This window comes from Marinilabilia salmonicolor, from assembly GCF_003003035.1.
Taxonomy (GTDB): domain Bacteria; phylum Bacteroidota; class Bacteroidia; order Bacteroidales; family Marinilabiliaceae; genus Marinilabilia; species Marinilabilia salmonicolor_A.
Genome location: NZ_PVTS01000001.1, coordinates 1 through 14,416 on the forward strand (window position 1 = coordinate 1; position 14,416 = coordinate 14,416).

Annotated in this window: 9 protein-coding genes; 4 read left to right on the plus strand and 5 right to left on the minus strand. The window is 43.2% G+C overall.

The window, feature by feature from the left end:
- Nucleotides 1-224 precede the first annotated feature (224 nt).
- The 5 genes from BY457_RS00005 to BY457_RS00030 form a co-directional block, all read right to left on the minus strand.
- Nucleotides 225-1,892 carry an arabinan endo-1,5-alpha-L-arabinosidase gene (locus tag BY457_RS00005; RefSeq protein ID WP_106151295.1) on the minus strand — a complete coding sequence of 556 codons (1,668 nt, stop codon included), beginning with the start codon at nucleotides 1,890-1,892 and terminating at the stop codon, nucleotides 225-227.
- An 84-nt stretch (nucleotides 1,893-1,976) separates the two neighbouring features.
- Nucleotides 1,977-3,752 (minus strand): RagB/SusD family nutrient uptake outer membrane protein, encoded by a 1,776-nt coding sequence (locus tag BY457_RS00010; RefSeq protein WP_106151296.1) that lies wholly within the window; start codon nucleotides 3,750-3,752, stop codon nucleotides 1,977-1,979.
- Between the two features lie 23 nt (nucleotides 3,753-3,775).
- The gene (locus tag BY457_RS00015) at nucleotides 3,776-7,012 is read right to left on the minus strand and encodes a SusC/RagA family TonB-linked outer membrane protein (RefSeq protein ID WP_106151297.1); all 3,237 of its coding nucleotides are present in this window, start codon (nucleotides 7,010-7,012) and stop codon (nucleotides 3,776-3,778) included.
- A 44-nt stretch (nucleotides 7,013-7,056) separates the two neighbouring features.
- The gene (locus tag BY457_RS00020) at nucleotides 7,057-8,760 is read right to left on the minus strand and encodes a hypothetical protein (protein ID WP_106151298.1); all 1,704 of its coding nucleotides are present in this window, start codon (nucleotides 8,758-8,760) and stop codon (nucleotides 7,057-7,059) included.
- 955 nt (nucleotides 8,761-9,715) lie between these two features.
- The gene (locus BY457_RS00030) at nucleotides 9,716-10,435 is read right to left on the minus strand and encodes an RDD family protein (RefSeq protein WP_106151299.1); all 720 of its coding nucleotides are present in this window, start codon (nucleotides 10,433-10,435) and stop codon (nucleotides 9,716-9,718) included.
- A gap of 220 nt (nucleotides 10,436-10,655) precedes the next feature.
- On the opposite strand from BY457_RS00030, the gene BY457_RS00035 reads away from it, so the two are divergent.
- From BY457_RS00035 to BY457_RS00050, 4 genes are read left to right on the plus strand one after another with little or no spacing between them, the layout of a single operon-like run.
- Nucleotides 10,656-11,648: a stage II sporulation protein M gene (locus tag BY457_RS00035; protein ID WP_106151300.1), complete on the plus strand. Its 993-nt coding sequence runs from the start codon at nucleotides 10,656-10,658 to the stop codon at nucleotides 11,646-11,648.
- Complete coding sequence (locus tag BY457_RS00040) at nucleotides 11,629-12,486, plus strand: hypothetical protein (RefSeq protein ID WP_106151301.1); 858 nt, start codon at nucleotides 11,629-11,631, stop codon at nucleotides 12,484-12,486. Before BY457_RS00035 ends, BY457_RS00040 begins: the two co-directional genes overlap by 20 nt.
- Nucleotides 12,486-13,217 (plus strand): hypothetical protein, encoded by a 732-nt coding sequence (locus BY457_RS00045; RefSeq protein ID WP_106151302.1) that lies wholly within the window; start codon nucleotides 12,486-12,488, stop codon nucleotides 13,215-13,217. The genes BY457_RS00040 and BY457_RS00045 overlap by 1 nt, the downstream gene beginning before the upstream one ends.
- Nucleotides 13,214-14,416 (plus strand): DUF4350 domain-containing protein, encoded by a 1,203-nt coding sequence (locus tag BY457_RS00050; RefSeq protein ID WP_106151303.1) that lies wholly within the window; start codon nucleotides 13,214-13,216, stop codon nucleotides 14,414-14,416. Before BY457_RS00045 ends, BY457_RS00050 begins: the two co-directional genes overlap by 4 nt.

The window sequence follows — 14,416 nt, forward strand, 5'->3', positions numbered from 1 at the left end:
TATGCAGTAGAAATTACAGATCCCTTAACTGGCAATACTTACACAGAAACTTTACTCTTAAACGAGGAACAAAAAAGACTTGCAGATCTCTTTGGATTTTAATTTGGGTGTCCCAGTGCGGAACTCAGGAGACAATCTATATAATAAAAGTGGGGAGTGGTTTTCGTTCAACTGAAAACTACTCCCCTCTTTCTTTTGAGGTAACCTTTACTTTGTATTCAACATTACCTGGACTTTTTACCCCAGAAAGTTGCGTTCAGGTTTTTCTCTGTTCCTGCATAAACGAAAGTTACTCGTCTTGGGGTAGCTTCCCAATCCACTTCGCGTTCAACACAGACAATGACATTGCCCAGTGTGAGTTGCTTTTTTTCTTCATCGTAACTCCAATTTCCTGTTAGGGCGCCGGACATTGTGCCATCGGCATTAAGGGTGAGTGATGAGGCAGTGTTTTGTTGGGCGTATTTGTATTCAAGTTTGATGTGTTCCCATTTCCCAATTAGTGAATCTCTGGTTATGGTACCGTAATCAGGTACTGCAGCATAACGCTGAGGCAGAGCCAGGGGCCACAGGTTATCGGGCTCACTTGCAGAGGCCGGACACCATACAATCTTGCGGACGTGTCCCATCATTAGCGCGTTGGATGCAGGAATGCCCGGGACATCTTTTGGCAGTCTTCCCTGCGACATATAGAACCATTCATCCGTATCTTCATGTTGAAAAATGGCGCAATGTGAGATTCCTACCCATCCTGGGCTGAGATTGAATTTGTAGGGGTGGGTTACAATGGGGTAACTGTCTCCCCGTCCGTTGGTAAAGTTGCGCCCTGTAATGTCGTAATACGGGCCTTCTATGTTTTCGCTTCTGACCACGCGTGTATTGTAAGGTACATCAAGACCATCATAAGCCATAAACAAATAGTAATAGCCATCCTTGTAAATCACTTCAGGTGCTTCGCTGGCCTGCCAGCGCGAAGAGGCTGTACGCGTGCCAATTCTTTGTCCATATCGGGCTGTCAACTCACTTACACTGTTTGCATAAGGTGCACCCAAAGTGTTCAAGGGTTTTCCAGTTGTTGCATCTACTTCCAATAGTGCAAAACCACTGTGCCAGGAGCCGTGTATCAGGTAATGTTTTCCTTCGGGGGACACAATGTACGTTGGATCAATGGCGTTGTAGTAAAAATAAGCACTCCAGTCATTTGTGCTGGAGCGACTGTAGTCCAGACCAAGGTCAGAAGAGGACGTTGTAACAAACCCTTTGTCTTCCCATACTGCACCGGCCGGGTCGGTTGATTCGCACATTCCAATAAAGGCCCGTTCTGTCCAGCTTCCATCAAAAGCGGATGTTGTGGGATTTCCGGTTTTAATGTAATTATGAATAACGATGCTGTAGTACATGCGTAATTTTTCCTGACCACCTACATTGACTCGCCGGACAACCGGTGCCCAGTAACCGTATTGGATTTCTTCTTCGGGGATGGCATCCAATCCCATTCCTGAGCGTATAGAATTGAGGGAATCGGCTACCCAGGAAGGGGGATCATAGAATGGTCCGCCTACCCATTGCCAGTTTACCAAATCTTTGGAACGTTTTCCCTGAAAATGACCATGCCCTTCATGTTCATTGCCATATGAGGCATCAGTGCCATACATATAGTAGTAACCGTCGTAATAGGCAACGGAGGGGTCATGAACATTGGCCAGATTCCACTCACTTCTGTTCGCCCATGATGCTATTGGTGAATAGTCGTCGGCGTAAGTGGGGATGGACCATTCGGTTTCAGTCTCAGTCCCGTTTTCATCATCTCTGGGGTCCACTTCGTCGTCTTCGCACCCTGCAAATAACAGTGTCGTTAGGATGGCAGACAAAAACAGTAAATACTTCAATCTCATGATAAAATGTTTTTGGAAAAAAACTTCCTTATCAACGTTTACTGGTAAGTTGATAAGGAAGTTTCTAAATTAAGCAGATATTTTCTACTCTAACTCAACAACCGGTCGGATGTTGTATTTCTCTTTGAAGGCAGGTGCATTATCTACGCTCTTGTTTGCTGAGTTTCCTTCAAGATTTGGATTGGCATTGAGTATGTTTTGGAAAAGCGGGAAATATTCATGTCCCGGGTTGTAAGACTGGAATGATGAACCACTGGCTGTTTCAGCTGTAACAACATCTGTGTTTGCGATGATGTCGCCTGCTTCATTCTTTGGAGCCAGCATGTAATATCCATGTTCAATTAGTTGATTCAGTCTTGATTGATCGTAAAAGAAGCCCCAGCGGATCAAATCGATTCCCCGGCCGTTTTCGCAACCGAATTCTTTCGGTCGTTCTACGTTGGCTATTTGTTCGAACAGATGATCGGCAGATGGAAAATCTGACAGTTCAAGATCCGGTAAAGCTACGCGGCGACGAACCTGATTAATATAATCGATGGCTGTCTGTGTGGGGCCATTGATTTCGTTTTCGCATTCTGCTGCCCGCAACAGAACATCACTGTAACGCATCAGACGCAGGTTGACTCCGCACTGCAACCCGTTGGTAATGTTTGGATAGATATTGTTCCTTGCATTGGTCCATTTTGCGATGGAGATACCGCCCTGGGCACTGTTGGACAATGGCGTTTTGGTGATCTCTTCCTGATAAACAATATTACTGCGGGGATCTCCGTTGGGATAGGCATCGGTCGCCTGGTCGGTATAATTGCTGTACTCGTCTTCGTAGGTAACCAAAGTCCAGTATAATCGAGGATCGAGTCGGCCATCAGTGGAGGTTTCTTCTTTAAACAGATTGTACAACCAGGGAGATCCTGCCAGGTCACCCCAGCTACCCAGCTCCTGAGAAGCGTAGTTGCTTTCCACAGCATGCCCCTGAGTTGCTTCTGAACTGATATTTACCGGAGTCCATTCTTCGTCGGTACCTCCTGTCCCGAAATCCATAAACTGAACTTCGAAAAGGCTCTCAGCATTGTTTTCCGTATCTTCCTTGAAGTTGTCACCATAGTTGTTCATCAGCTCATAATGTCCATATACTCCGGCAATGATGTCTTGTAGTATGGGATATGCTTCAGTGAATTTGTGACGGAACATGAGAGCACGGGCCATATATCCTGCAGCGGCACCGGAGGTGGCACGTCCTTGAGCCCATTCGCCACCTTCATCGCGTGATGGCAGCATGTCCATTGCCTTTGAAAGGTCGGCTTCTATTTGGTCAAAGATCTCATCCTGAGTGCTGTTGGATGCAAACATGGTATTCATGTCTGAATAAGATTCATAGTCCGTAATCAATGGCACAGTCTGGTAGTAGGTGGACAAATGATAGTAGGCCAAAGCTCTGAGGAAAAGTGCCTGTCCGGCTATCTGATTATACGAATCTTCAGACATTTCAACATCATCAACCTTTGACAATATATAGTTTGTACGATTCACTACATGGTACCAGTCGCGATAGGGCCACATGTCACCAATTTCGTTAGTGCCGGGAGAATTCAGCCGGTCGTAGTCGATATACCATTGTTGAGAGGAATTCCAAACTTCGTCTCCACGCACTGCATCCAGTGTGTAACCGACACGGGCAAATGAGCCTTCAAGACGAATTCGGTTATAGGCAGCGATAACAACTTCCTGCAGTTCTGATTCAGAATCGCCAAAATCGACAGTTGTCTGTTCGTTCGGGTTCGTAACATCGAGCTGGTCATCGCAGGCTGTCAGTCCTCCGATGAGTGCCAATATTAGAATGAATATATTTAAATTTTTCATGTTGATCTTATTTTAGATTGTTTTTAGAAGGACAAGTTAACCCCAAACATAACGGTTCGTGGTGTTGGATAAGAAGCATAGTTGTAACCGGGCGTAAATGTTCCTCCGGCGAAATCAACGTTATATCCTTTGTATTTAGTTATGGTAGCCAGGTTTTGTCCGGTTGCATATACACGGACATTGCTGATATAACCATTAAACCACCTGTCCGGGAAGTTATATCCTAAAGTGACGTTAGCAATTTTCAGGTATGATGCATCCTGGATGAAACGTTCGCTGAACATATCATTGGTGATGGCAGCATCGGCATTGTATGCGACACGGGGCACATCGGTATTGGTGTTATCCGGTGTCCAGGCATTCAACAGGTCAACACTTTTGTTCAGTGTTCGGTAGGATCCACGCAACGTCATGTCAACAAAGTCCACAGCTTTAAACCCTGCAGCACCAAATGTGGAGATGCTCAAATCGAAATTTTTCCATTCAACGCGTGCATCCAGCCCGAAATTGACGTCCGGTAAGCCACTGCCAAGAATCTTACGGTCGGCATCAGTGATTTTACCGTCGGGAACCGGGTTACCGTTCTCATCTACGGTGCCATCCTCTGATGCAATATCAGCGTATATGACATCACCAGGTTTGGCGTCTGGCCGATTGACGAGTTGGCCTTCTGAATTAGTATAGTTATCTATCTCGGCTTGAGATTGATAGATTCCTTCATAAACATAGCCGTAGAATTCACCTACTTCGCGACCAACCTCTGTTCGGGTGTAGCCATCAATTCGGGATTCGCCTGAAACGCCCAGGTTTGTTACTTTGTTTTGAAGGGTTGACGCGTTTGCAGTAATCTCATACTTTACAGCATGTTGACGATTGCGATATGAAATAAGGAATTCAAGTCCTGAGTTTTCCATCGTCGCCGCGTTCATCTTTACAAATTCATTGGTTACACCGGCACTGAATGGAACTCTTACATCATAATGCAGGTCTTCTGAAGTTGATTTATACCAGTCGAAAGTAAATTCCAGTTTATTGTTAAACATGCCCAGATCAAGACCTACGTCAATGGTTTTCTTCTTTTCCCAGCGCAGCGTCGGATTAACATAGTAGGATACTGCAGAACCGGTAACTTTATTGTTGGCAAAACTATAGGTATAATCCCCTCTTTGCATCGTAGTTGCGTATTCGTAGGGACCTAAGTTTGTGTCATTACCGAGTTCACCATAACTACCGCGAACTTTAAACATGTTGATGATTGATTCATCAACAGGGAAGAAATTTTCACGCTCAATGCGCCATCCGGCAGATGCCGACTTGAAAAATTCCGAACGATCTACCGACAGACGGCTTGATCCATCGCGACGACCGGTTAATGAGATAAGGTATTTGCCGTCGAAATTGTAATTCACACGGCCGATATAGGAAGCCAGTAAGTCTTCTCTTTCGTAGGTTGAAGCCTGGGTGTCTGCAGCGTTTCCTACCTGCAGGAAGTATGGTTCAGGCATATTGTTGCCTATTCCTGTGAGCGTGTGTTCGGTGTTGCGCTCAAAAGTCTGACCAAGAACAGTATTTATCTGATGACGTCCAAAGGAAGCATCGTAATTGATATAGTTTTCGATAAGTGCTGCGCTATAGCTACGATATCCTTGTGTCAGAACTTCATTGCTTTTTGACAGATAGTTTGTAGTACTCTGAATAAATGCAGGTACAAAAGTAAAATCCTTTGCAGTGGTTTTGCTGTACGACACATTCAGGTTGTAGTTAAATTTGTGGTTGTCACTTTGACGCCCCAACATGTCAATCAGGTCAACTTTTGCAGATCCGGAAGCAACGAAACGGTCAACTACCGAGTTCCTCTCCAAAAGACCATTAGTAAGCAGAACGTTGGTAACCCGCAGGTCTCCATGTACATCGTCGTAGTAGGTACCATAACCAAAAGAGTCGTATCGGTATTGTGAAGCTGCCGATAATTTGTCGTCCAGCACCCATGTTGATTGATCGTAAGCTTTGATGGTTGGGGGGGTAATCAGCGCTGAGGCCATCACGGGAAATTGTTGACCATAGAGGCCTTCTACGTACTCATTGGCGTTACTCAGGGCCATATTGTCCTGGTTACTGTGACTATAAACTAAACTGGTCTTGATTTCGAGGAATTTAACGCTCATAGTATTGTTGGCGCGGGCAGTGTAACGCTCGAAGTTAGGTCCTGCTCCTTCAATGGTTCCTTCCTGACTGTAGTAATCAAGGGCTATGTTGTAGGTGTTGTTAGCGCCACCTCCCGAGAAGTTAACGTTGTGGTTCTGGCGAATCCCTGTTTTGAAGGCCTCGTCCTGCCAATCGGTGTTAACTACGTTGGGGTCAATGTATTTGGAGCTATTCGGGTCATATCCTGCCGGAACATCCATATTGCTGTTCCCATAAGCCATGGTTACGTATTCTCCATATTGTTTGGAGTCCATAACTTCATAGACTCCGTCTTCTACCTGGTCGATACCATAGTAGCCGCTGTAGTCTATTCTTAGTGGTTGCTCTTTTTTACCTTGCTTAGTGGTGATAATGATTACACCGTTGGCCGCACGTGAACCGTAAATAGCAGCTGCAGAGGCATCTTTTAAAACCTGAAGGCTTTCGATGTCATTTGGTGAGAAGTCGCGGATGGTAGTTCCCATGGGTACTCCATCAACAACATAAAGCGGATTGGAATTACCAAAGGTGCCGATACCTCGAACACGCACTGAGGGGTCTGCACCCGGTTGCCCGTCAGAAGTGATGCGAACACCGGCCACTTTTCCCTGTAGCATGGTGGAAATGTTTGATTTGGATACTTTTTTCATCTCTTCGGTATCCACAACGGCTACAGAACCTGTGAGGTCAGCTTTACGCTGTGTTCCGTATCCTACTACTACCACCTGATCGAGTTGTCTTATATCTGAAACCAATGTGATGGTTCCCATGTTAGTGGTCCCGTTTACGCTGATCTCAGTACTTTCAAATCCAATAAAGGAAATTTTAAGTGTAGCATCAGCAGGAACAGATAGTGAGAAGTTTCCATCAATGTCGGTAATCGTACCATTGGTGGTACCAGTTTGTTGTACGGTGGCGCCGGTAAGGGGTTCGCCTTCCTCATCAATGACTTTGCCCGTTACAGTTATATTGTCTGCCTGCAGCATAGCAGTCTGCTCGCTATCGCTGTTCCTTTCTGCGAAAGTGGCTGTTGAGAAGGCCAGCATTCCTAAAAGGATTAAAAAAATATATTTCATCAGTATATAATTTTGTTTATGTTTTGTTTTTCTTTTCGTAATGATTATTCAACTGATGCTATATCGATATAACATCCATCAATTGTGATTGCACAATTCAAATTTGAACTGTCTATGGTTATCCCCTCGTACAATTGGAAATGTGTATCGCCATTAGCATAAGTAACATCGTAACGAACATTTGCGGTTCCGTCTCCTGCGTTGGTCACTGTAACCTCTATGTAAGAACCATCCAGGTTTTCAGCAAACACGTCGAAATTCCAGTCATTGGTCGCCGTTGCTGTACTGTAACCGTCACCCCATCCGAAATTGTCCATCCGAACAACTGCATACTCTGTCAGGTCGGCTTTGCGAAGAACTATTATTGGAGAATTCCAGTTATTGGCCTCCGTTGAGTATAGGTCCATTTTGAATGTCTTTGATGAACCTGAAGCAACATTGTACTCATTTGAAAAGGCTGACCAGAATGCGGACGATAAGTCAGTAGCTCCTACTTGATTTGTTCCTCCCATTACATTGGTGATTGGAACTGTTGTTGTTACAGTGCTTGCTGCACCCACATAAGAAATAACAGCCTCTTGATCGCCGTCTGCTGCCGGAATTTCAAATTGAAGATTCTTATTTGTTATACTTCCTGTTGTTCCATCAGAATAGGTTGCTGTTACAACCATACCTGCAGGATTAAATACTGGTGCTGATGGCCCCGGGAATGTGTAGGTAGTTACATCCGGCATAGTTGTAACCTCAAGACTTGCTACTGCATTGATAACCTCCAGGTTGTAGTATGTTGATACCGCTTTGGTGTATTCGCCTTGTTTGGTTTTGCTATACGCTAAAATGACGGTCTTTTCTCCAAGAGTGGTCATGTCAGGAATAACGCTGAATGAAATATCTGCAGTATCCACCTGTTCGGAAGAACCGTCAGCGAAAGTAACAGTAGCGATTCCTTCACCCCAGAAGTCTTCGCTTCCTATTTCCACAAAATCGGGTGTTCCTTCAACTGCAATTGAGGTTGGCTCCACATCTTCTACAACAGTTATCTCAGATGGTAAAAGGTAAGCCTTTTTCATCTCCATGTAGCTGGCGTCTGAAATTAAGAAAGCTACAATATCTCCAGTTGCAGGCACCGGATGTTGATAAGTCATTATCAGTTCTGTACCGTTGGTTCCAACTGCAGTAGCTGTTATAAATGCATTTCCGGTAACCGAGTGGTCAATTTCGAGTGTGACATAGGCACCATCCATGGTGGTGCGAAAGTCGTTCCAGATATCTTCATCACCATCGGTGTCTGGGTAATTCTGTGATATCAATCCGAGATCAAAATCATCGTTTCCCCATCCATAAGCATCTGAGCGAAGTACAAAGTATTCTGCATAATTATCTGCATCGCGATCCGCTACATTGGCAATGGCAAGGTTCCAGTTGTTCCAGTTGTTTGCACTTCCTCCGTTGTGGTTTACAAACTCCAGCACCAATCGTTTATTGGCAGGAATGGTGAAGTAATCAGAAAATGCAGTCCACCAGGCAGAGCTGTAGTCTTCAGCACCAACACTTGCTGTTGCTATGTCGATGTAAGTAGTATCACCTGTGTCCACCGCTGCTTTAGCTGCAGCTATAGAATCTATTTCACTCTGCAGGTCAGAGGGGGCACTAATCGAATAGGTATCCAGCTCTTCGCACCCTGTTAAGGCAAAAATTGCCAAAACTGTTGCGAATAAAGCTCCTCTAATCAGTTTTGTTGTTTTCATAAATTTAGATTTAATTGTAATTGAATTCGTTTTTCATTTTCTATTTGATATAGAATTGGCAAAATTTTCTTCTGCTAAATTACTTCTGTCCTCTTTTTATAAGGTGGATTAATGGTTTTAAGAGGTGGATGCAGGGGTAAAATGTGAAATAAAATTAAAAATAGAAATAAAATCAGAAAGGGTTGTTACTCAGTTGTTTACTAAAGGGTTGTTTGTGGAAAAATCATTTGTCCTCATGCAGGGAATCATGTATCCTCCTAATTAAATGGCAGTTATTGTAAAAAAATGTTAGCGACCTGATGAGATGACTCCCTGCTTTTCCGGAATGAGTTTCACATGTCCAATAACTTAGGTGAAATTTAAATTAAACGAGCATGGCAAGGGATACCACAAAAGGCAGCGTATAAATTCCTCAAATGCGAGTTCTATCAAACCTATAATTTAGCTAAATTTTATGTGAATGAAAAGAGCATGGCAATGATTGCCTCAAAAGAATATGTATAAGTTCTTACATGCGAGTTCCATCCGACCTTGAAAAATTAATTTTATACGGATGAAAAGAGAAAGGAAACGATTGCCAAAGTAGAATGTGTATAAGTTGTTGCATGCGAGTTCTATCCGAACTTAATAAACAAATCTTAAACGAAACGAGCATGGCAACGATTGCCTCAAAAGAGATTGTTAACAATCAACCATGCGAGTTCCATCAGACCAATAACTTAGATGAATTATTTACTGATGAATGAAAAGAGCATAATATTTTTTTAAGCATAAATATCATCACCGAAAATGTGTAAAAAAATATTAGGCCAGAGCAAAGCAATTCCACCTGATCAGTAATTTTTGATCATCTTTTTATCAGAAGTTTACGAGACGTCTAATGAGCAGAACTATTTTTCTTATGAGTCAGGATAATCCGTAGGCAGTCAATGGCCACTATTGCTGAGAGCAACCCCTAACCTCTGTGACAAGCATTGTAATCCTTCACCATTGTCTGCAAATATTCAATGTCTGTTTGCTTTGCCATGGTGTTGGTCTTTTTTTCGATGGCTTCACGGGTATTTGTCAACAGTTTCATGTAGGTATCCGGCCGGTCATTGCTTGTGGTGGTATAGATTACTTCCTGTATGAGTTGAACATCCTGATCCGACAAAACTTCTGCTTCAGGGTAAAATGGCTCATAGTTTTCTTCAACTTCGGTCCATAAGGTTTGCTGAAAGGTATGTTTTCGGGAGGTTTTCAGAATGGTGGTTCCGGCGGCAATGTCACCCAGTCGCTGTCCTTTTCCATTAACAATGATGAAGATGGTGGCAAGCGCTCCGGAGGTGGCCGTAACATCAAATAAACGGAAGATCCAACGGACAAAACAACTCCCCGGGGTTAGTTGGGAGCCGTCGGCTTTAAAAACTTTTATTTTCATCATCTTTTTACCCGGACTCTGCCCCTGAAAAAGGAGCTCAAAGAGGAAATGATAAAAAGGGAGAGGAAGAAAAAACAGAAATAGCATTATATCTGCATCCATCTGTAGCCATACCACGAAAGTCAATACAATCGCCAAAGCGTAAACCCCCATGATTATTAAATCCAATGCATAGGCAAGAATACGATCGGCGACACTGGCAACAGGAAACTCCAGTGATACATTTTGGGTGGTGTTCAATTGAATTGTTTCCATATGGAAAAAGGGCAAAGTTGGTTCAACAAGTAAGCAAATATAATAATTTTCCCGGCTTGATACTTTTATTTCTCTTGTTTTGAGAATCGGTTGTCTTATTGTCAATTGTCATCAGGCTCTTGTTAAATTATTTTACTCCTCCTGTCAAAAACCATAAAGAAATGACTGATTACTTGTAAATTTTTAATTATTTTGGGCACAAAAATAACAAAAACCCTGCGTGAGAGAAGTAACCTTTATAAACCGAAACCGAAACCGCTGGCAGGATTTTGAGAAACGAATTTCTGATCCGCGGCGAATGAAACCCGATGAACTGGCTGACCACTATATTCAGCTCACGGATGATCTTTCCTATGCACGCACTTTTTACCCGGGATCATCGGTTGTTCAGTATCTCAATTCACTAAGCAGCAAGGCTTATCATTTGATCTATCAGAATAAGCGGGAGAAATCCACCCGTTTGGGGACTTTTTGGACCCGGGAACTTCCATTGGCTTTGTATGATGCACGTTCCAGTTTTTTGTTGTCTCTGATTATTTTTGTGGTTTCCATGTTAATCGGGATGGCTTCGGCCATGGAAAACAACGATTTTGCCCGGTTGGTAATGGGGGATGAATACATTAACCGGACACTGGATAATATTGAACGGGGGGATCCGCTGGCTATTTATGGTTCGATGGATGAGGTTCCTATGTTTTTGATGATTACCGGAAACAATATCTATGTTTCTTTTGTGGTTTTCCTTTTTGGGTTGCTTACCCCTCTGGGCACTGCCTTTCATTTATTTCGGAATGGACTGATGGTGGGTGTTTTTCAGACTTTCTTTTTTCAGCATTCGTTGCTTTCTGTTTCGTCGTTGGGTATTTACCTCCACGGAACACTTGAGTTGTCGGCAATTGTTCTTGCCGGAGGTGCCGGTATTGTGTTGGGCAAAAGTCTGCTTTTCCCAGGAACACTTCATCGAAAGACCGCATTCATGAACGGAGTAAAGAAAGGCACAAAAATCATGCTTGGACTGGTGCCGTTTTTTATAATAGCCGGCTTTATTGAGAGTTTTGTGACGCGTTACTACAATCAAATGCCGCTGACAGTAAATTTACTCATTATTATCTTGTCTCTGGCCTTGATTTTAGGATACTTTGTCTATTATCCTTTTTATATTCATAAACAATTAACCCAAAAAGAATTGAACGATGAACAAGCAGGAAATTGAATTGGTGAAATATCGTGATTTCAGTGATGTCTTTAATGGCTCCTTTGCTTTTATGTCCCAGGAGTTGAAACAATTAATCCGTGTCTTTGGCTTGTATGCCGGAGTGCCTGTAATTATTGCTGTTATTTTGAATGCACTCTATTTACAAGACGCTTTTTCCGTTATCCTTGAAATGAGTAATAGTGGTGTGGAGGCCATGCCTAATCCGGTGTTGATATTTCTTACCATCATCGTAAGTTTTGTAGCACAGGTATTTATAATGGGTCTTGTGCCGGCTTATCTGGGTGAGTACGAAGATAAAGGCCGCGACGGTTTTACAGCGGCTGATGTTTGGAATCGTTTTGCACGCCATTTTGGTGCCATTATCGGGTATAGCATTATTACCGGATTACTCATGTTTATAGGGTTTCTATTCCTGATCATTCCGGGTATTTACCTGATGGTACCATTTACGTTTGTGCTTTATGTGAAAGTTATTGAAGATAAGGACTTGGGAGATACGCTTAGTCGTTGTTTTCAATTGGTTAAAAGCAGATGGTGGGCTACTTTTGGGATTATTATTCTTGCCTATCTGATTATCAGTGTTGTCGGTTGGTTGTTTTCCATTCCCACTTTGATTGTTGCCGGGATAGAAGGTTTTACTGCTGTGTCGGGAGGAGAAGCAGTGGATGGAAGCTCTTTGGGTATCATTCTGAGTACTGTTTTTGCAGGTCTGGGGCAATACATTTTGTATCCGGTGCTTTATATCATTATTGCATTTCAGTATTACACACTCCGGGAGCAAAAGGACAGGTCAAGTTTGATGGATCGAATCTCATCTATAACAGAAGAGAAGTAATGTATAGGTTTCTACTGCTTTTTTTTATTTGTTTGTTGGGTATAGCAGGTCCGGATGCCCGGGCACAAACGCTACCTGATTCTTTGGCTGTTAGCCCGGTGGCAGCTTGGGACGAGGGACCGGTGAATTACCGTACTCCTCCCTACGAGCAAATTAAGCAGTGGAAAGCAGATCCTGATTATCTCTATGACAGGGGGGAAGGTCCAAATATTTTGAATTATCTGATTACCCGAATTTTCTATTGGTTGGGTTCGTTTGTTGGAAATCGTCCCTGGTTTTTTTATGTTATTCTGGTCTTGGCAGGTTTACTGGTGCTTTATCTGTTGTTACGCATCCTGGATGTTCCTGTGGCAGGCCTTTTTGTGGTATCGCGACAGGGCACCCAGTCAAATCTCAGGTTTTCTGATGATGCCCATGACTATACTACCACCAAACTCATGGAGATGCTGCGCATGTTTCGAAACAATAAGGCATGGAGGGAAGCTGTGAGAACGATGTTTCTGCTTTATCTCAGGGAACTTGATGACAAAGGTGAAATCACTATAAAACCATTTAAAACCAATCAGGAATATTATCGGGAGATTTCGGATTCGAAGATTAAGGAAGAATTCAGAAAACGCAAACGACTCTTTGATGTAGTGTGGTACGGTCATGTTGATTTGGATTCCGGCCAGTTTGTGGAGGTGGAGCGCCTTTTTGCCAATAAAGCAGGGAAGGAGGTTTCGGCATGAAAAAATCATCCAGTAAACACACCATCCTTACCTGGATTATAGGGTTGCTCCTTTTGCTTTTGGTTATTGCAGCCATATTTGCTCCGCGACCCATCGACTGGAGTTACAGTTTTTCCAAAAACGATGACATTCCTTTTGGTACTCGTCTGGTACACGAATCTTTGCCTTCACTTTTTCCCGAGCAGGAATTGGTAACTGCCTGGTTGAATCCAACCTCATTTTTCGATAGTAAAATACCGGTAAATACCAATTTCATATTTATTAACGGCCGGATAAGAATGGAGGATACGGATGCGCGGGCGCTGATAAAAGTTGTCTCGGAAGGAAATCACGTTTTTATTGCCGCTGAGCAAGTTTACGGAGTTTTGGCGGACACTTTTGAGCTTGATTTCAAACCCGAAATTGTTCCCGGGATGGACTTTTTTAACCGTGATTCTGTGGGTTTCCATTTTGCCAATCCCCGGTTGAAAAAGCAGTTTGGTTACTGGTATCCCAGATGGATGACCCGTTTTTACATTACCGATTATGACTCGACCCGCACTACCGTTCTTGGTCATGATCACATGGGTAAGACCAATTTTATCAGGGTTAAGCAGGGTAATGGTTTCTTTTACTTTAACAGCAATCCGTTGGCCTTTACCAATTATCATTTGCTTTCGCGCGACAATAGTGAATATATTTTCAAAGCTCTTTCATATCTTCCGGAACAGGCTACCGTATGGGATGAACATTACAAACCCTCTTCAATGCATCAGGAGGGATTGTTCGATTTTGTACTTAGCAACCGGTCTTTACGGATAGCTTGGTACCTCTTGTTTTTTGGTGTTTTGGTGATGTTTGTTTTTGGAGCCCGGCGAAAGCAACGAGCCATTCCGTTACTTAAAAGGCCGGAGAATACCTCCCTTAGCTTTGTGGCTACCGTAGCGAGACTCTATTTCAGCCGACGTGATCATCTGGATATTGCTCGTAAACGATATACCTATTTTCAGGAATTCTTGAGAAATCGTTACTATCTGGATACTGCCGGAGATGAAAGCAGAGTGATTGCTGAAGTGTCACGAAAATCAGGGGTGTCCGAGCGTTCGGTGGCTGCCTTGTTTAAAATGGGCAACCGGCTCGAGCATTTGCGACAAATATCCCAGGAAGATCTGGAACAATTTAACAGACAAATAGAATTTTTTTACAATAACTGCCGATAA

Coding starts and splice junctions, on each gene's coding strand:
- BY457_RS00005 (WP_106151295.1), bottom strand. CDS start 1,892: ATGAGATTGAAGTATTTACTGTTTTTGTCTGCCATCCTAACGACACTG.
- BY457_RS00010 (WP_106151296.1), bottom strand. CDS start 3,752: ATGAAAAATTTAAATATATTCATTCTAATATTGGCACTCATCGGAGGA.
- BY457_RS00015 (WP_106151297.1), bottom strand. CDS start 7,012: ATGAAATATATTTTTTTAATCCTTTTAGGAATGCTGGCCTTCTCAACA.
- BY457_RS00020 (WP_106151298.1), bottom strand. CDS start 8,760: ATGAAAACAACAAAACTGATTAGAGGAGCTTTATTCGCAACAGTTTTG.
- BY457_RS00030 (WP_106151299.1), bottom strand. CDS start 10,435: ATGGAAACAATTCAATTGAACACCACCCAAAATGTATCACTGGAGTTT.
- BY457_RS00040 (WP_106151301.1), top strand. CDS start 11,629: ATGAACAAGCAGGAAATTGAATTGGTGAAATATCGTGATTTCAGTGAT.
- BY457_RS00045 (WP_106151302.1), top strand. CDS start 12,486: ATGTATAGGTTTCTACTGCTTTTTTTTATTTGTTTGTTGGGTATAGCA.
- BY457_RS00050 (WP_106151303.1), top strand. CDS start 13,214: ATGAAAAAATCATCCAGTAAACACACCATCCTTACCTGGATTATAGGG.